The organism is Tessaracoccus oleiagri (assembly GCF_900103275.1).
Lineage (GTDB): Bacteria > Actinomycetota > Actinomycetes > Propionibacteriales > Propionibacteriaceae > Arachnia > Arachnia oleiagri.
Map to the genome: position 1 here is coordinate 36,483 of NZ_FNGP01000004.1, position 23,512 is coordinate 59,994.

At 69.5% G+C, this 23,512-nt stretch carries 25 protein-coding genes; 15 read left to right on the forward strand and 10 right to left on the reverse strand.

Going from position 1 to position 23,512, the window contains the following annotated elements:
• The first annotated feature begins 1 nt into the window (after window position 1).
• The 6 genes from whiA (at window position 2) to BLR46_RS10735 (ending at window position 4,981) form a co-directional block, all read left to right on the forward strand.
• Window positions 2-985: a DNA-binding protein WhiA gene (gene whiA / locus BLR46_RS10710; RefSeq protein ID WP_093251985.1), complete on the forward strand. Its 984-nt coding sequence runs from the start codon at window positions 2-4 to the stop codon at window positions 983-985.
• 126 nt (window positions 986-1,111) lie between these two features.
• The gene (gap, locus tag BLR46_RS10715) at window positions 1,112-2,119 is read left to right on the forward strand and encodes a type I glyceraldehyde-3-phosphate dehydrogenase (protein ID WP_093251987.1); all 1,008 of its coding nucleotides are present in this window, start codon (window positions 1,112-1,114) and stop codon (window positions 2,117-2,119) included.
• 70 nt (window positions 2,120-2,189) lie between these two features.
• Window positions 2,190-3,398 carry a phosphoglycerate kinase gene (locus BLR46_RS10720; RefSeq protein ID WP_093251990.1) on the forward strand — a complete coding sequence of 403 codons (1,209 nt, stop codon included), beginning with the start codon at window positions 2,190-2,192 and terminating at the stop codon, window positions 3,396-3,398.
• Window positions 3,399-4,184: a triose-phosphate isomerase gene (tpiA, locus tag BLR46_RS10725; RefSeq protein WP_093251992.1), complete on the forward strand. Its 786-nt coding sequence runs from the start codon at window positions 3,399-3,401 to the stop codon at window positions 4,182-4,184.
• 138 nt (window positions 4,185-4,322) lie between these two features.
• Window positions 4,323-4,571, forward strand: coding sequence for a preprotein translocase subunit SecG (secG, locus tag BLR46_RS10730; protein WP_093252648.1), 249 nt, complete (start codon window positions 4,323-4,325; stop codon window positions 4,569-4,571).
• Between the two features lie 53 nt (window positions 4,572-4,624).
• Entirely contained in the window at window positions 4,625-4,981 is a 357-nt protein-coding gene (locus tag BLR46_RS10735; protein WP_093251993.1) for an RNA polymerase-binding protein RbpA, read from the forward strand.
• A gap of 62 nt (window positions 4,982-5,043) precedes the next feature.
• On the opposite strand, the gene pgl is transcribed toward BLR46_RS10735, so the two are convergent.
• The 3 genes from pgl to zwf are packed head-to-tail and all read right to left on the reverse strand — an operon-like array spanning window position 5,044 to window position 8,166.
• A complete protein-coding gene (pgl, locus tag BLR46_RS10740; protein ID WP_093251996.1) occupies window positions 5,044-5,778 on the reverse strand; it encodes a 6-phosphogluconolactonase in 735 nt (244 codons plus the stop codon).
• Window positions 5,778-6,680, reverse strand: coding sequence for a glucose-6-phosphate dehydrogenase assembly protein OpcA (locus BLR46_RS10745; protein WP_093252000.1), 903 nt, complete (start codon window positions 6,678-6,680; stop codon window positions 5,778-5,780). Before BLR46_RS10745 ends, pgl begins: the two co-directional genes overlap by 1 nt.
• Before the next feature lie 10 nt (window positions 6,681-6,690).
• Window positions 6,691-8,166 (reverse strand): glucose-6-phosphate dehydrogenase, encoded by a 1,476-nt coding sequence (zwf, locus tag BLR46_RS10750; protein WP_281230840.1) that lies wholly within the window; start codon window positions 8,164-8,166, stop codon window positions 6,691-6,693.
• Window positions 8,167-8,320: 154 nt separating this feature from the next.
• Here zwf and BLR46_RS10755 point away from each other — a divergent pair, with 154 nt between their 5' ends.
• Window positions 8,321-9,238 (forward strand): heme o synthase, encoded by a 918-nt coding sequence (locus BLR46_RS10755; protein ID WP_425441394.1) that lies wholly within the window; start codon window positions 8,321-8,323, stop codon window positions 9,236-9,238.
• 13 nt (window positions 9,239-9,251) lie between these two features.
• A complete protein-coding gene (locus tag BLR46_RS10760) occupies window positions 9,252-10,577 on the forward strand; it encodes a DUF4921 family protein (protein ID WP_093252001.1) in 1,326 nt (441 codons plus the stop codon).
• A gap of 66 nt (window positions 10,578-10,643) precedes the next feature.
• Here BLR46_RS10760 and BLR46_RS10765 read toward each other — a convergent pair whose 3' ends face one another.
• Both BLR46_RS10765 and BLR46_RS15530 read right to left on the reverse strand, forming a co-directional pair.
• Window positions 10,644-11,081: a DoxX family protein gene (locus BLR46_RS10765; RefSeq protein ID WP_093252002.1), complete on the reverse strand. Its 438-nt coding sequence runs from the start codon at window positions 11,079-11,081 to the stop codon at window positions 10,644-10,646.
• Window positions 11,082-11,121: 40 nt separating this feature from the next.
• Entirely contained in the window at window positions 11,122-11,697 is a 576-nt protein-coding gene (locus BLR46_RS15530) for an NADPH-dependent F420 reductase (RefSeq protein ID WP_093252003.1), read from the reverse strand.
• A gap of 79 nt (window positions 11,698-11,776) precedes the next feature.
• Between BLR46_RS15530 and BLR46_RS10775 the strand changes: the two genes are divergently transcribed.
• Entirely contained in the window at window positions 11,777-12,262 is a 486-nt protein-coding gene (locus BLR46_RS10775; RefSeq protein WP_093252004.1) for a MarR family winged helix-turn-helix transcriptional regulator, read from the forward strand.
• An 11-nt stretch (window positions 12,263-12,273) separates the two neighbouring features.
• Here the strand turns inward: BLR46_RS10775 and BLR46_RS10780 are convergent, their stop codons facing one another.
• Genes BLR46_RS10780 through BLR46_RS10800 form a run of 5 tightly spaced genes read right to left on the reverse strand, consistent with a single transcriptional unit; the run spans window position 12,274 to window position 17,128 of the window.
• Window positions 12,274-12,849: a DinB family protein gene (locus tag BLR46_RS10780; RefSeq protein ID WP_218118441.1), complete on the reverse strand. Its 576-nt coding sequence runs from the start codon at window positions 12,847-12,849 to the stop codon at window positions 12,274-12,276.
• 19 nt (window positions 12,850-12,868) lie between these two features.
• Window positions 12,869-14,809 (reverse strand): M3 family metallopeptidase, encoded by a 1,941-nt coding sequence (locus BLR46_RS10785; protein WP_093252005.1) that lies wholly within the window; start codon window positions 14,807-14,809, stop codon window positions 12,869-12,871.
• Window positions 14,806-15,681, reverse strand: a complete 876-nt coding sequence (locus BLR46_RS10790) for a COX15/CtaA family protein (RefSeq protein WP_176761744.1) — start codon at window positions 15,679-15,681, stop codon at window positions 14,806-14,808. The genes BLR46_RS10785 and BLR46_RS10790 overlap by 4 nt, the downstream gene beginning before the upstream one ends.
• On the reverse strand, window positions 15,669-16,427 hold the full coding sequence (locus BLR46_RS10795; RefSeq protein WP_245701666.1) for an ABC transporter permease: 759 nt from the start codon (window positions 16,425-16,427) through the stop codon (window positions 15,669-15,671). Before BLR46_RS10795 ends, BLR46_RS10790 begins: the two co-directional genes overlap by 13 nt.
• Window positions 16,424-17,128, reverse strand: coding sequence for an ABC transporter ATP-binding protein (locus tag BLR46_RS10800; protein ID WP_093252007.1), 705 nt, complete (start codon window positions 17,126-17,128; stop codon window positions 16,424-16,426). The genes BLR46_RS10795 and BLR46_RS10800 overlap by 4 nt, the downstream gene beginning before the upstream one ends.
• Window positions 17,129-17,326: 198 nt before the next feature.
• Between BLR46_RS10800 and BLR46_RS10805 the strand changes: the two genes are divergently transcribed.
• The 6 genes from BLR46_RS10805 to BLR46_RS10830 all read left to right on the forward strand — a co-directional run bounded on the left by BLR46_RS10805 (window position 17,327) and on the right by BLR46_RS10830 (window position 23,487).
• Window positions 17,327-18,703: a hemolysin family protein gene (locus BLR46_RS10805; protein WP_093252008.1), complete on the forward strand. Its 1,377-nt coding sequence runs from the start codon at window positions 17,327-17,329 to the stop codon at window positions 18,701-18,703.
• Window positions 18,703-19,752: a CNNM domain-containing protein gene (locus BLR46_RS10810; protein WP_093252010.1), complete on the forward strand. Its 1,050-nt coding sequence runs from the start codon at window positions 18,703-18,705 to the stop codon at window positions 19,750-19,752. The genes BLR46_RS10805 and BLR46_RS10810 overlap by 1 nt, the downstream gene beginning before the upstream one ends.
• 102 nt (window positions 19,753-19,854) lie before the next feature.
• The gene (locus BLR46_RS10815) at window positions 19,855-20,496 is read left to right on the forward strand and encodes a helix-turn-helix transcriptional regulator (RefSeq protein WP_093252011.1); all 642 of its coding nucleotides are present in this window, start codon (window positions 19,855-19,857) and stop codon (window positions 20,494-20,496) included.
• 4 nt (window positions 20,497-20,500) lie between these two features.
• Window positions 20,501-21,943 (forward strand): Fe-S cluster assembly protein SufB, encoded by a 1,443-nt coding sequence (sufB, locus tag BLR46_RS10820; protein ID WP_093252012.1) that lies wholly within the window; start codon window positions 20,501-20,503, stop codon window positions 21,941-21,943.
• Between the two features lie 42 nt (window positions 21,944-21,985).
• The gene (sufD, locus tag BLR46_RS10825; protein WP_093252013.1) at window positions 21,986-23,161 is read left to right on the forward strand and encodes a Fe-S cluster assembly protein SufD; all 1,176 of its coding nucleotides are present in this window, start codon (window positions 21,986-21,988) and stop codon (window positions 23,159-23,161) included.
• Window positions 23,158-23,487: a non-heme iron oxygenase ferredoxin subunit gene (locus BLR46_RS10830; RefSeq protein WP_093252014.1), complete on the forward strand. Its 330-nt coding sequence runs from the start codon at window positions 23,158-23,160 to the stop codon at window positions 23,485-23,487. Before sufD ends, BLR46_RS10830 begins: the two co-directional genes overlap by 4 nt.
• The last annotated feature ends 25 nt before the right edge of the window (window positions 23,488-23,512 follow it).

The window sequence follows — 23,512 nt, forward strand, 5'->3', positions numbered from 1 at the left end:
CATGGCGCTGACACAGAAACTCAAGGCGGAGCTCGCTTCCGTCGCCACGCCGCAGGCCGACGTCCGCAGGGCGGAGGCGATCGCCATGCTCCGGTTCGGCGGCGGCCTCCACCTCGTCGGCGGGCGCATCGTCATCGAGGCCGAACTCGACACCGCGGCGGCCGCGCGCCGGCTGCGCACCTTCCTGGCCGACCTCTACGACGCCTCCTCCGAGCTGATGGTGATCAATCCGTCAGGCATCCACCGCAACCCCCGCTACACGCTGCGCGTCGTGGCCGACGGGGAGAAGCTGGCCCGCATGACGGGACTCGTCGACGCAAAGCGACGCCCCGTGCGCGGCCTGCCGCCGGCCATCGTCGGCGGCTCCATCGCGGACGCCACGGCCGTCTGGCGGGGCGCCTTCCTCGCCCGCGGCTCCCTCACCGAGCCCGGCCGCTCCATGAGCCTCGAGATCACCTGCCCGGGCGCCGAGGCCGCACTGGCCCTCGTCGGCGCGGGCCGGCGGATGGGGATCACCTCCAAGTCCCGCGAGGCCCGGAACCTGATCCGCGTGCAGATCCGCGACGGCGAGGCAATCGCCGAACTCCTCACGCGCATGGGCGCGCAGGAGGCCCGCCTGCTGTGGGAGGAGCGCCGGATGCGGCGCGAGGTCCGCGCGCAGGCCCATCGGCTGGCCAACTTCGACGACGCGAACCTGCGCCGGTCGGCGCGGGCCGCGGTGGCGGCCAGCGCGAGGGTGGAACGCGCGCTGGAGATCCTCGGGGAGTCGGTCCCGGACCACCTGCTGGCCGCCGGAACGCTCCGGCTGGAGCACCGGCAGGCGAGCCTCGAGGAACTCGGCAAGCTGCACGACCCGCCCCTGACCAAGGACGCGGTGGCCGGCCGGATCCGGCGTCTGCTGGCGACGGCGGACAAGGTCGCGCAGGAGCTGGGGGTGCCGGACACCGAGTCCGCGCTGCCCGCAGACCTGCGTGAAGATGGCTAAAGGTTGCCCCCTGCTGTTGTCCGCCATGGGCTAATCGCTAGGATGAACCTGTCCGTTCAACGCGATGTGTGCCGCCGGGATCTTCCGTGGCGCGCTGCGTAAGGAAATTGAAGGGTAATCATCCACATGACCGTTAAGGTTGCCATCAACGGCTTCGGCCGTATCGGCCGTAACTACTACCGCGCTCTGAAGGCTGCGGGTGCTGATATCGACGTCGTCGCTGTCAACGACCTGACTGACAACGAGACGCTGGCCCACCTCCTGAAGTACGACTCGATCCTCGGCCGCTACCAGGGTGAGGTCACCTTCGACGAGGAGTCCATCACCGCCGACGGCGACAAGATCAAGGTCTACGCGGAGAAGGATCCCGCCAAGCTGCCCTGGGGCGAGCTGGGCGTCGACGTCGTCATCGAGTCGACCGGCCGCTTCACCGACGCCTCCGCCGCGCGCGTTCACGTCGAGGCCGGCGCCAAGAAGGTCATCATCTCCGCCCCCGGCAAGAACGAGGACATCACGGTCGTCATGGGCGTCAACGACGACCAGTACGACAACGAGAAGCACCACATCATCTCGAACGCCTCCTGCACCACCAACTGCCTGGCTCCGATGGCCAAGGCGCTGAACGACGGTCTGGGCATCGAGAAGGGCCTGATGACCACCATCCACGCCTACACCGCAGACCAGAACCTGCAGGACGGCCCGCACAAGGACCTGCGTCGCGCCCGCGCCGCGGCCCTCAACATCGTGCCCACCACCACCGGTGCGGCCAAGGCCGTCTCCCTCGTGCTCCCCGAGCTCAAGGGCAAGCTCGACGGCTTCGCGATGCGCGTGCCCACCCCGACCGGCTCCGCCACCGACCTGACCTTCGAGGCCTCCCGCGAGACCACCGTCGAAGAGGTCAACGCGATCGTCAAGGCCGCTGCGGAGGAGGGCCCCCTCAAGGGTGTCCTCGTCTACACCGAGGACCCGATCGTCTCCAAGGACATCGAGACCGACCCGGCTTCCTGCGTGTTCGACGCCGGCCTGACCCGCGTCATCGGCAACCAGGTCAAGGTCGTCGGCTGGTACGACAACGAGTGGGGCTACTCCAACCGCCTCGTCGACCTGACCGCACTGGTCGGCTCGAAGCTCTGATCCACCACCAATCCACGGTCGGCGGTCCCTCGGGGCCGCCGACCGACCCAACTCCAGGGAAGGCCCAGAATTGAAGTCCATCGACGAACTCGGTGATCTCACCGGCAAGCGGGCGCTGATCCGCTGCGATTTCAACGTCCCGCTCGACGGCGACGCCATCACCGACGACGGCCGCATCCGCGCCGCGCTGCCGACGCTGACGAAGCTCCGCGACGCCGGGGCGCGCGTCGTGATCATGGCGCATCTGGGCCGCCCCAAGGGCGAGGTCAACCCCAAGTACTCGCTCGCACCCGTCGCCAAGCGGCTCGGTGAGCTCCTCGGCACCGACGTCGCCCTCGCCGGCGACGTGGTCGGTGAGTCCGCGGAGTCGACCGTGGCGGCGCTGGCCGACGGGCAGGTCGCCCTCCTCGAGAACGTGCGCTACGAGCCCGCCGAGGAGTCGAAGGACGAGGCGGAGCGCAAGGCGCTCGCCGAGAAGTACGCCCGCTTCGGCGACATCTTCGTCTCCGACGGCTTCGGCGTCGTGCACCGCAAGCAGGCATCGGTCTACGACGTGGCCAAGCTCCTCCCGAGCGCCGCCGGTTACCTGGTCGCGAAGGAGGTGGAGGTGCTGCGTCGCCTCACCGAGACCCCCGAGCGTCCGTTCGTCGTCGTCCTCGGCGGCGCCAAGGTGGCCGACAAGCTGTCCGTCATCGACAACCTCCTCGGAGTGGCCGACACGCTCGTCATCGGCGGCGGCATGGCCTACACCTTCCTCAAGTCGCAGGGCAAGGAGGTGGGCGAGTCGCTGCTCGACGAGTCCAACGTCGAGACCTGCGCCCGCTACCTCGAGCAGGCCGGCGCCGCCGGGAAGACCATCGTCCTGCCGGTCGACGCGCGCGTCGCCGACAGCATGGACTTCGGCGCCCGCACGGTGACCGAGGTCACCGTCGTCGACATCGACAACATCCCCGCGGACCAGCAGGCCCTCGACATCGGCCCGGCCACCGAGGCCCTGTTCGCCGAGACCATCAAGGGCGCGAAGACCGTCTTCTGGAACGGCCCCATGGGTGTGTTCGAGATCGACGAGCTGTCCCGCGGCACCGCGGCGGTCGCCAAGGCGCTCACCGAGACCGACGGGCTCACCGTGGTGGGCGGCGGCGACTCCGCGGCCGCCGTCCGCGTCCTCGGCCACTCGGACGACGAGTTCGGCCACATCTCGACGGGCGGCGGCGCCTCCCTCGAGTTCCTGGAGGGCAAGGAGCTCCCGGGCATCGCAGTTCTTGAAGAGGAGAAGTAGATGGCGCGCACGCCGATCATCGCCGGCAACTGGAAGATGAACCTCAACCACGTCGAGGCGACCGGACTCGTCCAGAAGCTCGCCTGGACGCTGGCGGACAAGCAGTTCGACGGCAAGAAGGTCGACGCGGTCGTCATCCCGCCGTTCACCGACCTGCGGACCGTGCAGACCCTGATCGACGGCGACCGGATGCCGCTGCAGCTGGGCGCGCAGAACGTCTCGCAGCACGACTCCGGCGCCTACACCGGTGAGATCAGCGCCGACATGCTGGCCAAGCTCCAGGTGAAGTACGTGGTCGTCGGGCACTCCGAGCGCCGCGAGTACTTCGGCGAGACCGACGAGGTCATCGGCGCGAAGGCGAAGAAGGTGATCGAGGCCGGCATGACCCCGATCATCTGTGTCGGCGAGGGCCTCGACATCCGCAAGGAGGGGCGTCACGTCGAGTACACGCTCGCCCAGGTGCGCGGCACGCTCGAGGGCCTCACCGCCGAGCAGGTCGCGGGCCTCGTCATCGCCTACGAGCCCGTCTGGGCCATCGGCACCGGCGAGGTCGCCACCCCCGACGACGCGCAGGAGGTGTGTGGGGCGATCCGCCAGGAGGTGGCGTCGCTCTACGACGAGGCCACCGCAGAGTCCGTGCGCATCCAGTACGGCGGCTCCGTCAAGGCGGGCAGCATCGCCCAGATCATGGCACAGCCCGACATCGACGGCGCCCTCGTGGGCGGCGCGAGCCTGCAGGCCGAGGAGTTCGCGGCGATCGTCCGGTTCTACGACCTGCCCGCGTGATCCGACACTGCACGGAGGCGGCCGCCGGGGTTCTCCCGGCGGCCGTTTCCTCTTTCCGGAGCCGCTCGTGGAGGGGCCGGCGCCGATGTGGAAAAAGATGGACCGTCGGTTAAACTTGGGCCCGTGATTGTCCCTCTCATGTCTCTGCCGGTCAACGTCTTGTCCGGGGTGCTGGTTTTCCTGAGCATTCTCCTGGGGGCAACGATCCTCCTCCACAAGGGCCGTGGGGGTGGCATGTCGGACCTGTTCGGGGGTGGCATGTCCACGTCGATGGGCGGTGCCTCCCGCGCGGAGCGTCGCCTCGACCGCATCACGCTCGTGGTGGGGCTGCTCTGGCTGCTGGCGATCGTCGCCCTGCTGCTGGTGTATCGCGCCGAATCCCTCTGAGCGACCTGACCCAATCCGTTCCCCTATAACCGAATCCACAAAGGAGTAAAGCTGTGGCAGGTGGCAACGCCATTCGCGGAAGCCGTGTCGGCGCAGGACCGATGGGAGAAGCCGAGCGCGGGGATTCCGCCCCGCGTCACCGCGTCTCCTACTTTTGCGCCGGTGGGCACGAGACCCGCCCGGCCTTCGCGCTCGACGCCCAGATCCCGGAGTCGTGGGACTGCCCGCGCTGCGGTCTCCCGTCCAACACCGACTCGGAGAACCCGCCGCCGCCGCCGAAGATCGTGCCCTACAAGACGCACCTCGCGTACGTGAAGGAGCGCCGGTCGGACGCCGAGGCCGCGGCGATCCTCGACGAGGCGATCCTCGCGCTGCGCGCCCGCCGGGCCGCGGGGGAGATCATCTACTGATCCGCCTGAGCACATGAGAGGGGAGCCGCCGGTCGATTCCGGCGGCTCCCCTCGTCTTCGTGTCAGAGTTCGCAGTTGAACTGCGGCGACAGATGGCCGGCGGCGGCCTCGTCGAGGAACCAGACGGTCGCTCGCTCACCGTGCACGTGGCTCGCCGGGCGGGCGTCGTCCCCGTCGAGGCAGGCGGCAGCCGCCTCTGCCTTGCGCTCCCCGGTGGCGAGGAACCACACCTCGCGCGACCGGTTCAGGGCGGAGAACGTCAACGAGATCCGCTCCGAGGGCTCCCGCGGGGAGTCCTCGACGCCGATCACGCGTCGCGTAGTCGTCAGGTCGAAGCTGGGATGGTTGGCGAACAGCGACGCGCAGTGGCCGTCGGCGCCGAGGCCGAGCAGCGTCACGTCGAAGGTGGTGTCGTCGAGCTCCTGCTCGTACTCCGACGCCGACTCGTGCGCGTCCTTCCGGCCGTCCTTCGCCGCCATCATGTGGATGTGCGCCGAGTGGATGGGGATGGTGCGCGCCAGACGCTCGATCGCCTGGAGCGAGTTCCGCTCCGGGTCCGTGGCGGGCACGAACCGCTCGTCGCTCCACCACAGGTGCAGCTTGGTCGCGTCGAGGTCGGAGGTGGCTGCCAGGTCGGCGAAGCGCTCGTACATCGCATTGGCGGTCTGCCCGCCGGTCAGGCAGACGTGCACGCTGTCGCGCGTCGCCTGGAGGTCGATGATCCGTTCCAGGAGTCGCTCGGCGACGACGTCGGCCACGTCCGGGGGCTCCGGCATCCGGACCACGCGGGTGTACATCAAGCACGCTCGCTGCTGGCGAGGAGGTATGCCACCGTCGACTCGAACACCTCGTCGGGGTCCATCCGCTCGAGCTCCTCGGTGAGGAGGTCGGTCAGGGGACGACGGCGCAGCGCGACCTTCCGCGGGGGCTGGCCGGGGACCGAGTAGTTGGCGGTGCCGTTGGCCGGCCGCTCGATGATGATGTCGCCCTCGGTCGTGGTGAGCCGGACCTCGCTGACGCCGACGCGGGCGCCGTCGACCCGTTCGACCGGGACGCCGAGCTTCACGCTCAGCCACGCGGCGAGCAGGGTGGCGGGCGCGTTGTCGGGCGCGGACACGACCTTGGCGGCGGTCACGTCCGCCTGGACCTGGTCGACCGCCGCTACGAGCAGCGCCCTCCAGCGGGTCAGCCGGGTCCAGGTGAGGTCGGTGTCGCCGGCGGCGTGGTGGCGCGCGCGGTTGAGCAGCGCCTGCTGCGGGTCCTGGCAGCCGGCGGCGTCGGTGATGCGCCGGTCGGCGAGCTGGCCGATGGGGTCGGCCGCGAGATCGTCGGGGCCCTCGTTGGGCCACCAGGCGATCGTCGGCGAGTCGGGGAGGAGGATCGGCAACAGGATGGAGTCGGCGTGCTGCTGCAGCGGGCCGTGCAGTCGTAGGACCACCAGGTCTCCGGGCAGCCCGTCGCCCACCTGGATTTTGGCGTCCAGTCGGGCCTGGTCGTCGTCGACGTGGGTGACGACGATGACGCGCGACGGGTGCGCCGTCGCCGACGCCCGCGCCGCCTCGATGGCGGCGTCGAAGTGCTCGTCCGTGGTGGAGATGATGAGCGTGAGGACGAGACCGCTGGCTCCCGCGCCCCGACGCGCCTTCGTCAGCTCGGCGGAGATCTCGCGGGAACTCGTGTTCTGCAGGTCGATGATCACTGGTACTCCTTTACGGACGACGCCACGCGAAGCCGTCGCGCGCGATCATGTCGTGGGCGGACTTCGGACCCCAGGTACCGGCGGCGTACTGTTCGGGCTGCTCGGGCAGGGAGGCCCAGTAGTCCAGCACCGGGTCGAGGATCTTCCAGCTCAGCTCGACCTCCTCCTGCAGCGGGAACAGCGGGGGCTCGCCGAGCAGCACGTCGAGGATCAGCCGCTCGTAGGCCTCGGGGGAGGACTCGGTGAAGGAGCCGCCGTAGCCGAAGTCCATGGAGACCTCGCGGATCTCCATCTGCGTCCCCGGGACCTTGGCGCCGAAGCGGAGCGTCACGCCCTCGTCCGGCTGGATCCTCATCACCAGCGCGTTCGTGCCGAGTTCGACGGTGTCGGTCTGGGCGAACGGGAGGTGCGGGGGCTTCTTGAAGTTGAGCGCGACCTCGGTCACGCGCCGCGGCATCCGCTTGGCGGTGCGGAGGTAGAAGGGCACGCCCGCCCAGCGGCGGTTGTCGATGTCGACGCGGACGGCGGAGAAGGTCTCGGTGCGTGAGCCCGGGTCGACGCCCTGCTCCTGGAGGTAGCCGGCGACCTCCTGCCCGCCCTGCCAGCCCGCGGCGTACTGGCCGCGTGCGGTGGACCGCGCGTAGTCCACGGGGACGTGGGCGGCCGCGAGGACCTTCGTCTTCTCCGCCCGGAGCTGTCCGGCCTCGAAGTTGGTGGGTTCCTCCATCGCGGCCAGCGCGAGCAGCTGCAGGAGGTGGTTCTGCATCACGTCGCGGGTGATGCCGATGCCGTCGAAGTATCCGGCCCGGCTCCCGATGCCGATGTCCTCCGCCATGGTGATCTGGACGTGGCTGACGTAGTGGTTGTTCCACAGCGGCTCGAACATCTGGTTCGCGAACCGCAGCGCCAGCATGTTCTGGACGGTCTCCTTGCCGAGGTAGTGGTCGATGCGGAACACCTCGTGCGGACGGAACAGTGCGGACACCACCTGGTCAAGTTCGCGCGCCGACTGGAGGTCGTGCCCGAACGGCTTCTCGATGACGACCCGGTTCCAGTTGTCGCCGTGGTCCTCGGTGAGCCCGTGCTTGCGCAGCTGCTGCATCACCGGCCCGAAGCCCGACGGGGGGATGGAGAGGTAGAAGGCGTGGTTGCCGCCGGTGCCCCGCTCGTTGTCGAGCTCGTCCAGCGTGGCCTTGAGCTTCAGGAACGCGTCGTCCGACTCGAAGGTGCCGCTGACGAAGCGGATGCCCTCGAGCAACTGCTCCCACACGTCCTCCCGGAACGGGGTCCGTGCGTTCTCCTTGACCGAGTCGTGCACCTGCTGCGCGAAGTCCTGGTCCTCCCAGTCGCGCCGGGCGAAGCCGACGAGCGCGAACCCGGGCGGCAGCATGCCGCGGTGGGCCAGGTCGTAGACGGCGGGCATGAGCTTCTTGCGCGACAGGTCCCCGGTGACCCCGAAGATGACGAGCGCGCAGGGTCCCGCGATGCGGGGAAGGCGTCGGTCCTCGGGGTCACGCAGCGGGTTGGTGAAGTCGTCGATCACGTTGCGTTGAGCCACGCGGACCAGCCTAATGCCAATCGCAAGGGATGGGGTTTCGTATTTTGCGGGTAGACTACGCGGAGCTTGTGGAGGAGGCCGTGTGTCGGTGACAACTGTGGAGGCAACGCGCGCTGGCGCCTTGGACGTGATCAAGGCCTACGTGGCGTTGACGAAGCCGAGGATCATCGAACTGCTGCTCGTGACCACCCTGCCGGCCATGTTCCTCGCCGCGGGGGGCCTGCCGCCGCTCGGGGTGTCGATCGCGACTCTGGTCGGCGGCATGTTCGCCGCAGCGAGCGCCAACACCTTCAACTGCATCCTCGACCGCGACATCGACGAGGTGATGCGACGCACCCGCCGCCGTCCGATGCCGCGGCACCAGGTGGACACCGTCCCCGCCACCGTGTTCGGCGCGGTGCTCGCCGTCCTCGCCACCCTGGTGCTGGGGCTTGGCGCGAACTGGCTCTCCGCCGTGCTGGCGCTCGGCGCCAACGCGTTCTACGTCTTCGTCTACACGATGTGGCTCAAGCGGCGCACCGCGCAGAACATCGTCTGGGGCGGCATCGCGGGCTGCTTCCCGCCCCTCATCGGCTGGACCGCGGTGACGAACTCCGTGGACTGGGCGCCCTTCATCATGTTCGCGATCGTCTTCCTCTGGACCCCGCCGCACACGTGGGCGCTGGCATTCCGTTACAAGGACGACTACGCCGCCGCCGGCGTGCCGATGCTGCCGGTCGTCCGCACCGCGCCCAAGGTGGCGACGCAGATCCTCGCGTACTCCGTGGCCACGGTCGCCGTCTCCCTGCTGCTGTGGCCGGTGGCGCCCACCGGACCCCTGTACCCGGTGGTCGCGGCGGTCGCCGGCGCGGTGTTCCTGTGGGAGGCGCTCCAGCTACTCCGCCGGGCCCGGCGTGGGCTCGAGGGCGCGCAGCTGAAGGCGATGCGACTCTTCCACTGGTCCAACAGCTACCTCGCCATCCTGTTCCTCGCGATCGCGATCGACCCGCTGCTGTTCTGATTAGGCTCTGCCCATGCAGAGCTTTGCGCGGGATCCCGACTTCCTGAGGGTGCTCAGTGACGGCACCGTCAAGCAGCTCAACCCGTTCACCGGCACCGAGGTGTGGACCGTGCCCGCGCGCAGCCACCGTCCGACCGGGGTCGTCCCGCGCGAGACCAGGCCGGTCGACCCCGCGGCCGCGGGCCGGCACTGCGCGTTCTGCGAGGAGCGCTACCTCGAGACGCCGCCCGAGAAGTCCCGGCTCGTCCGCGTGGACGGGGCGTGGGAACAGCACGACCACACCCCGGCGAACCAGCTCTTCGACACGGTCGCCGAGTTCCGCAGGGTCCCCAACCTCTTCGAGATCCTGAGCTTCGACTACTGGCACAGCAACTACGGGTTCGAGTTGCCACCGTGGATCCGTGCTCGTCGCGAGGCCTATCTCGCCGAGCCCGCGGGGCTCACGCACGTCCTCGACGTCGTCCGGGCCAAGCTGCGGGCGGCCGGCAGGCAGCCTGAGGAGATCGCTGCGCTGGGCACGGAGGAACTGCTCGACCACGCGTCCGGGTTCTTCGGCGGGGGACACGACGTCGTGATCGCCAGGCGGCACTTCGTCGACGGCGCCGAGGACGAGGGCCAGCTGGCGTCGTCGGGGTCCCTGACCAGGGAGGAGCACGTGCAGTTCGTGCGCTTCACCGTCGACTCGGTCAGGCGGCTCTACGACGTCAACCGGTACGTCCGCTACGTGGCCGTCTTCCAGAACTGGCTGCGGCCCGCGGGCGCGTCGTTCGACCACCTGCACAAGCAGCTGGTGGCCATCGACGAGCGGGGCGCGCAGCACGAGGCGGCGTTCGCCAGGCTGAGGGCCGACCCGAACGTCTTCAACGAGGTGGGCGCGAACTTCGCCGCGATGCGGAACCTGTACATCGCCGAGAACGAGCACGCGATCGCGTTCGCCGGGTTCGGGCACAGGTACCCGACCATCGAGATCTACTCGAAGTCCGAGCACTCCAATCCGTGGGAGCACGAGTCGGTGGAGATCTCCGGGGTGTCCGACATGCTGCACGCGATGCAGGCCGCCACGGGGCCCGACGTCCCCTGCAACGAGGAGTGGCACTACCGACCGATCGACGTGGTGACCCCCATGCCCTGGCGGATCATGCTCAAGTGGCGGATCTCGACGCTGGCCGGCTTCGAGGGCGCCACCAAGATCTACCTCAACACGCTCTCTCCCGACACCATCCGGGACCGCGTCGTCGCGGCGCTCCTGACGCTGCGGGGTATCGGGCACGTCGCCGACGACCTGCGCATCGGCGCCGAGGTGCAGGCCCGCCCGAACCCGTTGCGCTACGGACGCTGACGAGACGCGGGCGGGGGCCGTCACCAGATCGGTGACGGCCCCCGCCCGGTGAGGGGGAACTCCCGGTCAGGCCGCGAGCACGCGCGCCTTGGAGTCGGTCCGGCCGAACAGCACCTTGTCGACCGAGAACGCGCCCGGGCCGATCAGGGCGATGGCAGCCGCACCGGCGCCGAGGGCGAGGACGAGCTCCACGCCGTTGTTCGCGACGAACATGCCGAAGGGCAGGTGCACCATCAGCAACGCGCCGATCATGTCGAGGGCGAGCAGCAGCGCGACCGGACGGGAGAGGACGCCCAGGATCAGGGCGATGCCGCCCACGAGCTCAACGGTGGCCACCAGCGGGGCGGCGATCCCGGCCATGGGGATGCCCATGTCGCCGAAGGCGGCGGTGGTGCCGGCGATCGTCCACTCGTTGAACTTCTGCCACCCGTGGGCGGCGAAGATCAGCCCGAGGGCGATGCGGAGGACGGCCAGGCCGACGGTCGTGAGGGAGTTCTTGTTCATGTTTTCCGTTCGTTCGGGTTGACGATGGGGTGTGGTCGGGTCAGCGGACGAGGGCGAAGCCGCCGGTCCACTGGATCTTCTCGCTGGCGGCGAGGGTCAGCTGCAGGAAGCCGAGGGCCTCCAGCTCGCGGGCCCGGGAGAGGGCCCCGGCGTCGACGGCCTCGAGGCCACCGGCGCGGACGGCGGCGGCGAGGCGCTCCTTGGCGTCGACGTCGTCACCGGCGATGAGCACGGTGGTCTTGTTGTCGCCGACGGTCTTCGCGGCGAGGGTGCCGGCGAAGGTGGTGTTGAAGGCCTTGAGGACCTTGGAGTTTGGCAGTGCTGCGGCGAGCTCGGCGGCGGCGGAACCGTCGGCGGGGACGAGCAGCGAGTCGAAGGTCTCGAAGTTCAAGGGGTTCGTGATGTCCACGACGACCTTGCCCTCGAGCTGGGCGCCGTACTGCGAGGAGATCTCGCGCAGCGCGTGGTAGGGGACCGCGAGGATGACGATGTCGCCGTCCACGGTCGCGTTCTGGTCCTGGCTGCCGATGTACTGGACCGACGCGCCGCCGGCGCCGAGGACGCCGGAGATCGCCTGGGACATGTTGCCGGTGCCGAAGATGGTGAAGGAGGTCATGATGTACTCCTGTTAGTTGTAGGTACAAGTGATACGCTAGCGGAAGATAGTTGAAGGTGCAACTATCGGGGAGGAACCAATGTCTGAGCCGAGATGGCTGACCGATGAGGAACAGGCGGCGTGGCAGCGGCTGGCCGCGATGCTGGAGTTGCTGCCGGCGGCGCTTGATGCCCATCTCGTCCGGAGCGCGGGGCTGACGCACTTCGAGTACTTCACGCTCGCGTCGCTGTCCGAGTCTCCGGGGCGTTACATGCACACCTCGGCCCTCGCCACGCTTACGCACGCGACCCTGCCGAGGCTGTCGCGGGTGCTGACCGGGCTCGAACGGAAGAAGCTGGTGCAGCGCCGGACGTGCCCCGAGGACAGGAGGTCGAAGGACGTGATCCTCACGGAGGAGGGGTGGGGCGCGGTCGTTCGCGCGGCCCCCGGCCACGTGGAGAAGGTGCGGGAACTGATCTTCGATCAACTCGAACCGGCCCAGGTGCCGCAACTCGCGGCCATCGCCTCGCAGATCCTCGCCCACCTGGACCCGGAGGGCAAGGTCTTCGCGACGACGATGCGCTGAGGCCGGCATGGCTAGTCGTGACGTGCTCCCTCGGCCAGCTCGGTGACCCGGGCGACGTGCGCTTCCCACCCGCCCTCGGGCTCCCACAGGTTGGTGTTGCCGTCGGTCAGTCCCGCCGCGCCGTCTACGGCCTCGCGCAGGATGTCGGCGTGCCCGGCGTGCCGGGCCACCTCCGCCAGGACGTGGACCAGCAGCCGGCCGAAGGTCGTGTCACCGGAGTCACCCCACCACTCGACGTGCCCCGGAGCGTCGAGATCGAGCGAGACGACGGAGCGCTCCACTTCGTCGCCGACCGCACGGTAGAGGGCGATCAGCGACTCGGCGGTCTCGTCCGGGCAGGCGACGAAGTCGCCGTTGGGATCCGCGTCGAAGTCCACCCGGGGCAGGGCGAGACGAGAGGTCCGGCCCATGCTCTCCACCAGGTAGCCGTGCTCCACCAGGGCGCAGTGCTTGACCAGCCCGAGCAGGTTGGTCCCGGTCGGGGTGAGGGGTCTGCGGAGGTCGTACTCGCTGAGGCCCGTCGCCTTCCAGAGAAGGGCTTCGCGCTGGCTGCTCAGGTAGCGGGCGAGAGTGTCCTTCATGGACATGCGACCTCCGTGGGGTTGGTCAGCCCAGCGTAAGTCCGAGCCGGTCCAGAAGGGGCTGGAGTTCCGGATCGCGCCCGCGGAAGGCCCGGTAGGTCTCCATGGGGTCGACGCCGCCGCCCGGCCCCAGCAGCGTGGCCCGGAAGTGGTCGCCGTTGGCGCGGGTGCCGCCGCCGTGCTCCTCGAACCAGGCCACGGCGTCCGCGTCGAGCACCTCGGCCCACGTGTAGCCGTAGTAGCTCGCGGCGTAGCCGCCGCCCCAGATGTGTGCGAAGTACTGGGTGCGGTACCGCGGGGGCACGAGTTCGTCGCGGAGGCCGTGACGGTCCAGGGCGGCCGCCTCGAAGTTCGCGACCTGCTCCGCGGAGGCGGGGAGGTCCTCGAGCGGGGTCGTGTGCCAGACGAAGTCCAGCACGGCCGCGATCAGCGCCTCGGCCTTCGCGTAGCCGAGCCCGAACTCGTTCGCCGACTTCAGCCGTTCGAGCCATTCGGCCGGCAGGACGCGCCCGGGCTGCCACGCCCAGTGCTCGTTCACCTGGCTGGGGAACTCGACGAAGTCGCGCGGCACGGCCGTGCCCGAACGGGAGGCGTACTTGGCCTTGCCGAAGAGCCCGTGGAGCGCGTGCCCGAACTCGTGGAACATGGTGATGACCTCGTCCCACGTGACGGTCGGCACGGCCCGCCGGTAGTTGCAGTTGTTCGTCACCACCGGCAGGTCACCGGTCAGGTCGGACTGCTCGACGAGTTGGGTCATCCATGCGCCGCCGTTCTTGGTGGGGCGCGCCCAGAGGTCCATCAGGAAGAGGCCCACCGGCGAGCCGTCGGCGTCGCCGATCTCGTAGACCTGGGCGTCCGGGACGTGGCCGGAGAGGTCCTCCCGCAGCCGGAAGGTGATGCCGTAGAGGTCGGTGGCCGCGTCGTAGGCGGCCTGCACGACACGCTCGACGGTCAGGTACTCGTCGAGTTCCGACTCGTCGAACGCGAAGCGCTCCTTGCGCAGCGCGCCCTCGACGAAGGTCCAGTCGGCTGCGGTGAACTCCGCGCCCGGGTTGAGTTCCGCGTACTTCTCGGCAAGCTCGCGAGCCTCGCCGCGGGCCTTGTCGAGCGCCGCCCGCGCCAGCGGCACGAGGATGGACTCGATGGCTTCGGTGGTCTTCGCGGTGCCCTCGGCGGCGACGAGGTCGGCGTGCGAGCGGAATCCGAGGAGCGCGGCGCGTTCCGCGCGGACCCGGGCCGTCTCGACGAGTACCTCGCGGGTGTCGAACTCGCCCAGCCCGCGGTCGAGCGAGGCGTCGAGCAGGCGGCGGCGGAGGCCCGCGTCCTCCAGCCGTGCCGCGATGGGCTGCTGCGTGGTGTTGACGAGTTCGATCGCATACCCGCCATCGACGCGGAGGGCGTCGACCTCGGCGTCGGAGAGGCCGGCGAGCTCGTCGGCGTCCACCTTGAGCGTGGCGGCGTTGCGGGCCTCGCGGTTCAGCCGCTGGAACTGTGACGACAGCTCCGCCAGACGGCCATTGAGCTCTCGCAGCCGCTCCTGTTCGGCGTCGCCCAGCGCCACTCCGGCGCGCTCGAAGTCCCGCAGCAGCTCGTCGAGGTGGTAGTCGTCCTGCGCGTCCGCGGCGACCTCGCCGTCGTCGATGCGCCGGCGCAGCGAGACGAGCCGGTCGTAGAGCCCGCGGTCGAGCTGGATCGCGTCGTTGTGGGCGGCCAGGACCGGCGCGATGGCGTCGGCGACGGCGTCGATCTCGTCCGTCGCGTCCGAGGAGCGCACGGTGTAGAACGTCGAGAGGACGAGGTTCAGCGGGGCCCTCGCCTCCTCCCACGCCTGGAGCACGTTCGCGACCGTCGCCGGCGCAGGATCGTCGCGCAGCGCGGCGAGGGCGTCGCGCTGGTGGCGCATGGCGTCATCGATCTCGGCGCGGTAGCGCTGGGCGGTGTAGTCGGCGAAGGCGGGGAGCGTCATCGGGTCTCGGCTTTCGTGGAGAAGAGCTGCCAGGCGACAGCGGCGGTCAGGAGGACGAGTCCCACCATATGCATCCACACGACGCTGATGGGGATCCCGAGGAAGTACTGCACGTAGCCGATCACGCCCTGGAGGAGCACGGTGCCGAACAGCACGGCGCTCACGCGCTGTGGGTACTGCAGCCGTGCGCGGTGGAACACGTAGACGCACGCTGCGCTGAGGAAGAGGGCGAGCCACGCGCTGAGGGCGTGGACGCGCGCGATGGACTCGATGTCGAGCCCGTTGCGCGGGGCGTCCGCGTCGCCGGCGTGCGGGCCGGCGCCGGTGGTGAGCGTGCCGATCACGATGCTGACCATGGCGGCCACGAACGTGACGACGGTGAGGGCGCGGAGCCTGCCGCTGACGACGACGGGCGCCCGCCGGTAGGCGAGTACGAGTGCCCTCACGCACAGCACGATGAGGACCACGGAGAGGACCAGGTGGATCCCGACGAGCGTGGGGTGGAGGTCCACCCAGACGGTGATGCCGCCGACCACGGCCTGCAGGATGATCCCGATGCCCACCGCGAGCGTGAGCCACCACAACTGCGACGCGCGGCCGAACGCCCGCCAGACCGTCACGAAGGCGCCGAGGGCGGCGACGATCAGGACGAAGGTCAGCAGGCGGTTGCCGAACTCGATGGCGCCGTGGATGCCGAGCTCGCCGTGCGGGACGAAGCTCTCGTCGGTGCAGCGCGGCCAGGTGGGGCAGCCGAGGCCCGAGCCGGTGAGCCGGACGATCGCGCCGGTGACGACGATCCCCATGTTGGCCACGAGCGAGATCCACAACCAGACGCGCGCGGCCTTCTCGCGCTTGGCCATCAGGAGGTCCATCGGAATACCTTTCGGGCGAGCCATGCGGCGAGGACGCACCAGGCCGCCGTGACAAGTATGGGGACTAAGAGGACGTCGCCGCGGCTCGCCGCGCGGAACGTCTCACCGAGCGCCGCGGTCGGCAGGAGGGAGACCGGCAACTGGGACCAGGCCGGCAGGGCGGACACCGGAAGCAGGACGCCCAGGGGGAGTCCGGCGAGGTAGGCGACGTTGGCCAGGGCTAGCGTCGTCTCCGGCCGCAGCGAGCCTGCCATCGCGAGCCCGAGGCCCGTGAACGCGCCCATCGCCAGCACTGCCACGACCAGCGCGACGAGGCCGGCCAGCGGGTCGAGCACGGGGCGCCAGCCGAGCAGGAGGGCCGTCGCCGCCAGCAGGACCACCTGGCCCAGGGTGATGAGGGCGATGGAGAGTCCCTTGCCGGCGAGGATCCCCTCCTTGCCCAGGGGCGTGGCCGCGAGCCGCTCGAGGACGTTGTACCGCCGCTCGAAGCCGGTCGAGATCGCCAGCGTCGTCAGCCCCGAGGACCACATGACCATCGCGAACACCGACGGGGCCAGTTCCTGGAAGCCGAGGCCCACCCGGTCGGCGAGGTAGCGGCCGCCGATCAGCACGGCCATGGGGAACAGCAGCGCGAGGATCAGCTGCTCGCCGTTGCGCAGGATGAGCCCGGCCTCCATGGCGGCGTGCGCGCGCAGCTGGCGACCCCGCGCGGCCGGTACGGGGCGGGGTGTGAAGTCCAGGCTCAACTCGTCTCCTCGGTGTGGAACAGGAAGGCTTCCTCCAGCGATCCGGTGTCGCGGGTGAGGTCGCCGACCCGGCCGTGCGCGCGGACCCGACCCTTGTGCACGATGGCGACGTGGTCGGAGAGCTCCTCGGCCTCCTGCATGTTGTGCGTGGTGAGCAGCACCGCCACGCCCGCGTCGCGCACCCGTCGGATCAGGTCCCAGGTGGTCTTACGGGCACGGGGGTCCAGGCCGGCGGTGGGCTCGTCGAGGAACACCAGCGCGGGTCGGCCGATCAGCGCGCCCGCGAGGTTGACGGCCTGCTGCTGTCCCCCGGAGAGGCGGCGGTAGGGCGTGCCCGCGAACTCGTCGATGTCCAGCAGCGCCATCATTCCGTCCACCGGCTGCGGGTCTGCATAGAGCCTCGAGAGGTAGCCGAGCAGCCGCGACGGTGTGACCGCGGCCCACGCTCCGGTGGCCTGGGGCATGAGCCCGACCAGGTTCCTGGCCTCGTTGCTCCCCGGGGCGTGGCCGAAGACGGAGAGCTCGCCCGACTCGGGGGTGAGCAGTGCCGTCGCGCAGCGGATGAAGGTGGTCTTGCCCGCGCCGTTCGGGCCCAGCAGGGCGGTGACCCGGCCCGACTCCGCCTCGAGTGACAACCCGTCGAGCGCCTTCCTGGCGCCGAAACTGAGCCGCAGGTCCCTGGCGGACAAGGCGATGGTCATTGCACAACCCTAGGGCATCCGCGCAGTGCCCCCGAAGCCGCCTGCCGCCGAAAAGGGAGGAGGTTCGGGGCCCGCGTTATACTCACCGGAACTGCCCGCGCCGCCACTGCGGCACAGCCACGAGGTGTGATTACCCCCGATGGAGCCTTCCAAACCGAGCCCTTCCGGACCCCCTGACGCAGCGAGCGGAGTCGCCTCGTGACCGCCGCGGTGTTCACCCTCCTGCTCGGCCTCGTGGTGATCGCCCTGATCATCGCGGCCAACGGCTACTTCGTGGCGCAGGAATTCGCCTACATGTCGGTCGATCGCGCCCGACTGCGCGCGGCCGCGGCCGACGGCGACGCCCGCGCACGGAGCGCGCTCGAGATCACCCAGCGCACGTCGTTCATGCTCTCCGGTGCCCAGTTGGGCATCACCGTCACGGGCCTGATGATCGGCTACGTGGCCGAGCCCCTCGTCGGCTCCTCCCTGGGCACGATGCTCGGGGGAGTGGGCGTCCCGCGGGAGGTGAGCATCACCGTCGGCACCGTCCTCGCGCTGGCCATCTCGACCGTGGTCCAGATGATCTTCGGCGAGTTGTTCCCGAAGAACTACACCATCGCCGCCCCGCTGCCGTCCGCCCTCGCGCTGGCGCGGTCCACGAGGATCTACCTGGCGCTGTTCGGCTGGCTCATCCGCTTCTTCGACTGGTCCGCCAACTCGCTGCTCAAGTTGCTGCGCATCGAGCCCGTGCACGACGTCGACTCCACCGCGACGGCCGCGGACCTGGAACACATCGTGTCCGCCTCCCGCGAGACGGGGGACCTCACCGACGAGCAGTTCCTCACCCTCGACCGGATGCTCGACTTCCCGGACCAGGACGTCGCACACGCGATGATCCCGCGGTCCCGGGCCGGGGTCGTGCACCCGACCACGACGGTCGCGGCGATCCGGGAACTGATGGCCGCCGAGCACACCCGGTACCCGGTGGTCGACGAGGGCCACAGCCCGGTCGGCGTCGTGCACATGCTCGACCTCCTGGACGACGCGCTGCCCGACGACGCCCCGGTCTCCTCGGTGATGCGCGAGCCGGTGGTGCTGCCCGAGTTGATGGCGCTCCCCGACGCGGTGCAGGAGCTCCGCGCCCGCGATGAGCAACTCGCCTGCGTGGTCGACGAGTACGGCGGCTTCGCCGGCATCCTGACCATCGAGGACCTGGCCGAGGAGATCCTCGGCGACCTGACCGACGAGCACGACGCCGAGGACCAGGAGGAGATCACGCCCACCGCGCAACACGTGTGGGTGATCGACGGCGACACGCACCTCGACGAGGTGGAGCGCGCCATCGGCCACGACGTCGCGCAGGGCGACTACGAGACGCTGGCCGGGCTGCTGATCGCCCATGTGGGTGACTTCCCCGAGGAGGGGTCCACCCACGAGGTGGAGCTCCCCGTCGACCCGGGCGACTACGCGGAGGGCGACCGGCCCCTGCAGCGCCGGCTGCGGCTCACCGTCGAGGAGGTCGACCGCCACGTGCCGAGTCTCGTGCGGGTCGAGCTCGTCGAGGACGAGCCGAGCGAGGGGGAGGACGCCTGATGCCCTGGTACGTCGTCACGGTGCTCACCGTCGTCATCATCGCGGTGTCCGCCTTCTTCGTCGTCGTGGAGTTCGCGCTCCTCGCCGCACGCCGCCATCGGCTCGAGGCGACCGCGGAGACGAGCCGGAGCTCGCGGGCCGCGCTGAGGGGCATGAACGAGCTGACCCTCATGCTGGCCGGCGCCCAGCTCGGCATCACTGCCGCCACCTTCGCGCTCGGCGCGATCACCAAGCCCGCCGTCCACCACGCCATGGTGCCCCTGCTGGAACTGCTCCGGCTCCCGACGGCGGTGGCCGACGGGGCCGCCTTCGTGCTCTCGCTGTTCGTCGTGACGTTCCTCCACCTCGTGATCGGGGAGATGGCCCCCAAGTCGTGGGCCATCGCGCACCCCGAGCCCGCAGCGCGGCTGGTCGCCCAGCCCGCCGGTTGGTTCGTCACGCTGCTCCGGCCGCTGCTGTTGTGGATCAACACGATGGCGAACGCGCTCGTGAGACGTACGGGGGTGGAGCCGGTCGATCGTGCGGCGGCCGGCGGTTACGACGCCGCGACGCTGCACGGCCTCGTCGAGCACTCCACCCAGGCCGGCGCCCTGGACGAGGCGTCCGGGGCCCAGCTCTCGCGGATCATCCGCTTCGGCTACGCCACGGTCGGTGAGCTCGTCAAGGGAAGGCGGGCCCCGGCGAGCGCCGTCGACCACGACGCCACGGTCGCCGACGTGCAGCGCGCCGCCCGCGAGTCCGGGCACTTCCGCATCCTCCTGCGGCCCGATCCGGGCGCGACGGGTGGACGGCCCCTGCGGCTGGTCCACGTGCGCGACACGCTGCTGGCCAACCCGGCAGGCGAGGCGAGGCGGCTCTCGCGCGAGGTCCCACAGGTGCCGGAGTCCGCAACGCTGCAGGAAACCCTCGAGATCCTGCGGTCGGCCAAGCACCAGTTGGCCGTGGTCGTTCCCGACGACGGCCCGCCGCGCATCCTCGGGGTCGTGACCACCGCGGACCTGCTCGACGAGATCTGGCCCGCCCAGGGCGAGGACGCGGTCGCCGGCTGAGGAACCGAGGCGTCCGCCCGCCGGGCACTTAGGGGAGCCTTGCTTGAATTACGTGACAAAATTGGAAAGGATCACGTTTAGTTATTCTTTCAAGGAGAACCGATGGACGCCCCGACGAGGGAACGGGTAGTGCACCTGATCCTGCACAACGGGCCGCAGACGGCGAAGATGCTCGCCGACGCCCTGGACCTCACCCCCGCGGCCGTCCGTCGCCACCTCGCGACGCTCCTTGAAGAGGGCGTGCTCGTCTCCCGGGAGGAGCGCGTCTACGGCCCACGCGGGCGCGGGCGCCCGTCCAAGGTCTTCGTCCTCACGGACGCGGGCCGGGCGGAGTTCCAGCACGGTTACGACAAGATCGCGCTTGCCGCGATGCGCCGGCTCTGCGAGTCGGACATCCGGGACCTCGCCCAGGAACGCGTCGCCGTGATCGAGGAGCGGTTCCGCGCCGGCCGCGAGCGTGAACCGGAACGGCCGTCGGCCGAGCTCCTCGTCGACGCGCTGGAGGCGGAGAACTTCGCGGCGGGGCTGCGCCCCGTGCGCGGCGGACAGCAGGTCGTGCAGTTCCACTGCCCGATCGCCGACATCGCGGCGGAATACCCGATTCTGTGCGAGGTCGAGACCCAACTATTCGGGCGACTGCTGGGCTCCCACGTCCAGCGGCTGGCCACCATCGGTCACGGTGACGGCATGTGCACCACGCACATCCCGGCACCACTACCCACACCCATTCCGAAGAGAAAGTGAATCCATGACCCAGACTGCACCGCAGGTGCCGGGCACCGGTGCCACCCAGGACGAGCACATCGAGGCTCTCTCCAACTACCAGTGGGGTTGGCATGACTCCGACGAAGCCGGCTCCGTCGCCAAGCGCGGCCTGAGCGAGGACGTGGTCAACTACATCTCGGACATGAAGAACGAACCGCAGTGGATGCGCGACCTCCGCCTGAAGTCGCTGAAGCTGTTCGGCAAGAAGCCGATGCCGACGTGGGGCGCCGACCTCTCCGACATCGACTTCGACAACATCAAGTACTTCGTGCGCTCGACCGAGAAGCAGGCCCAGACCTGGGAGGACCTGCCGGAGGACATCCGCAACACGTACGACCGGCTCGGCATCCCCGAGGCGGAGAAGGCGCGGCTCGTCGCCGGCGTCGCCGCCCAGTACGAGTCCGAGGTGGTCTACCACAAGATCAACGAGGAGCTCGAGCGCCAGGGCGTCATCTTCCTCGACACCGACACCGCGCTGAAGGAGCACCCGGAGCTGTTCAGGGAGCACTTCGGCACCGTCATCCCGGTGGGCGACAACAAGTTCGCCTCCCTCAACTCGGCCGTGTGGTCCGGTGGGTCCTTCATCTACGTGCCGAAGGGCGTCCACGTCACCATCCCGCTGCAGGCCTACTTCCGCATCAACACGGAGAACATGGGCCAGTTCGAGCGGACGCTGATCATCGTCGACGAGGGCGCCTACGTCCACTACGTCGAGGGCTGCACCGCGCCGATCTACTCCTCGGACTCGCTGCACTCCGCGGTCGTCGAGATCATCGTGAAGAAGAACGCCCGCTGCCGCTACACCACCATCCAGAACTGGTCGACCAACGTGTACAACCTGGTCACCAAGCGCGCCGTCTGCGAGGAGGGCGCCACCATGGAGTGGATCGACGGCAACATCGGCTCCAAGGTCACCATGAAGTACCCGGCCGTCTACCTGATGGGCCCGCACGCCAAGGGCGAGACCCTCTCCATCGCCTTCGCCGGCGAGGGCCAGCACCAGGACGCCGGCTCCAAGATGGTCCACTGCGCGCCGTACACGTCCAGCTCCATCGTGAGCAAGTCCGTGGCACGCGCCGGCGGCCGCTCGTCGTACCGCGGCCTCGTCCAGGTGGAGCCCGGCGCGCACCACTCGTCGTCGGGTGTCATGTGTGACGCGCTGCTCGTCGACACCATCTCCCGCTCGGACACCTACCCCTACGTGGACATCCGCGAGGAGGACGTGTCGATGGCCCACGAGGCGACCGTCTCGAAGGTCTCCGAGGACCAGCTCTTCTACCTGATGAGTCGTGGGATGACGGAGATCGAGGCCACCGCCATGATCGTCCGCGGCTTCGTCGAGCCCATCGCGCGCGAGCTGCCGATGGAGTACGCCCTGGAGTTGAACCGCCTCATCGAGCTGCAGATGGAAGGCGCGGTCGGCTGACCGCCGCCGTACCCCAGACGAGTCTTCACGAAGGAATCACAATTGACCACAGTTACTGACGCACCGAACGTGGCCTCGGCCCTCGAGACGGTCGAGTCCCACCTGCACCCCACCCCGTCCTGGGACGTCGCCGACCACCCCGTGCCCTCCGGCCGCGAGGAGATCTGGCGCTTCACCCCGGTGAAGAAGCTCAAGGCGCTCTTCAACGCCGACGGGCCGCACGACTCCCACCTGGAGTGGGAGTGCGCGTTCCCCGAGGGCGTGACCCAGCGGGTCGTGGGCGTGGAGGAGGCGCGGGCGCTGTCCGTCGAGGCCCCCGTCGACCGCGTCGCCGCGCTCGCGCACGCGAACTCCACCGACGGTGCGCTCGTCGTCGACATCCCCGACAACTTCACCTCCGCGGAGCCGATCCGGCTCGACCTCAAGGGCTCGGGCGAGATCGTCTTCGGGCACGTGATCTTCCGGATCGGCAAGTTCGCGGAGGCGACGATCATCCTGCGCTACAGCGGGCTGGCCACCTACGCGGAGAAGACCGACGTCCTGGTCGGCGACGGCGCGAAGGTGAACTTCGTCACCCTGCAGGACTGGGACGACGGCGCCATCCACGGCGGCCAGCGCTCGGTCCTCGTGGGTCGCGACGCCCACGTCAAGGCGGTCACCGCGTCGCTCGGCGGCAGCGTCGTGCGGCTGCAGGAGAACTCCCGCTACGCCGGCCCCGGCGGCGAGTTCGAGGGGTACGGCCTGTACTTCGTCGACGGTGAGCAGCACATCCAGCACCGCCTCTTCGTCGACCACAACGAGCCGCACACCAAGTCGAACGTGGACTACCGCGGCGCGCTGCAGGGCAAGGGCGCGCACGCCGTGTGGATCGGCGACGTGCTGATCCGCAAGGCCGCCGAGTCGATCGACACCTACGAGTCCAACAAGAACCTGCTGCTGACCGAGGGCTGCAAGGCCGACTCGGTGCCGAACCTGGAGATCGAGACCGGGGAGATCGCGGGTGCCGGGCACTCGTCGTCCACCGGCCGGTTCGACGAGCTCCAGCTGTTCTACCTCCGCAGCCGCGGCATCCCCGAGCGGGAGGCGCGCCGTCTCGTCGTGCACGGCTTCTTCTGGGACATCATCCGCCGCATCGACGTCGACGAGATCGAGGAGAAGATGCTGGAGCGGGTCGAGCAGGAGCTCGAGCTGCTCGAGCACGCGCAGGGCGAGGCATGAGCTTCGTCACCGTCGCGGAAGTGGCCGACCTGGAGGACGACATGCCGTTGTCGATCGAGATCGACGACGACCTGAGCGTCGCCATCGTCCGCCACAACGGCCGGCTGTTCGCGATCGAGGACGAGTGCTCGCACGGCAACGTGCCGCTGTCGGAGGGCGAGGTGGAGGACGGGACCATCGAGTGCTACCTGCACGGCTCCCGCTTCGACCTCGCCACCGGCCGCGTCCTCAACCTGCCCGCCACGGAGCCGGTCCGCGTCTTCCCCGTCCGCGTCGAGGGCGACTCGATCCAGGTCGACACCGCCACCACCACCACAGATTTCTAAGCACCACCACAGGAGAACCTGACAC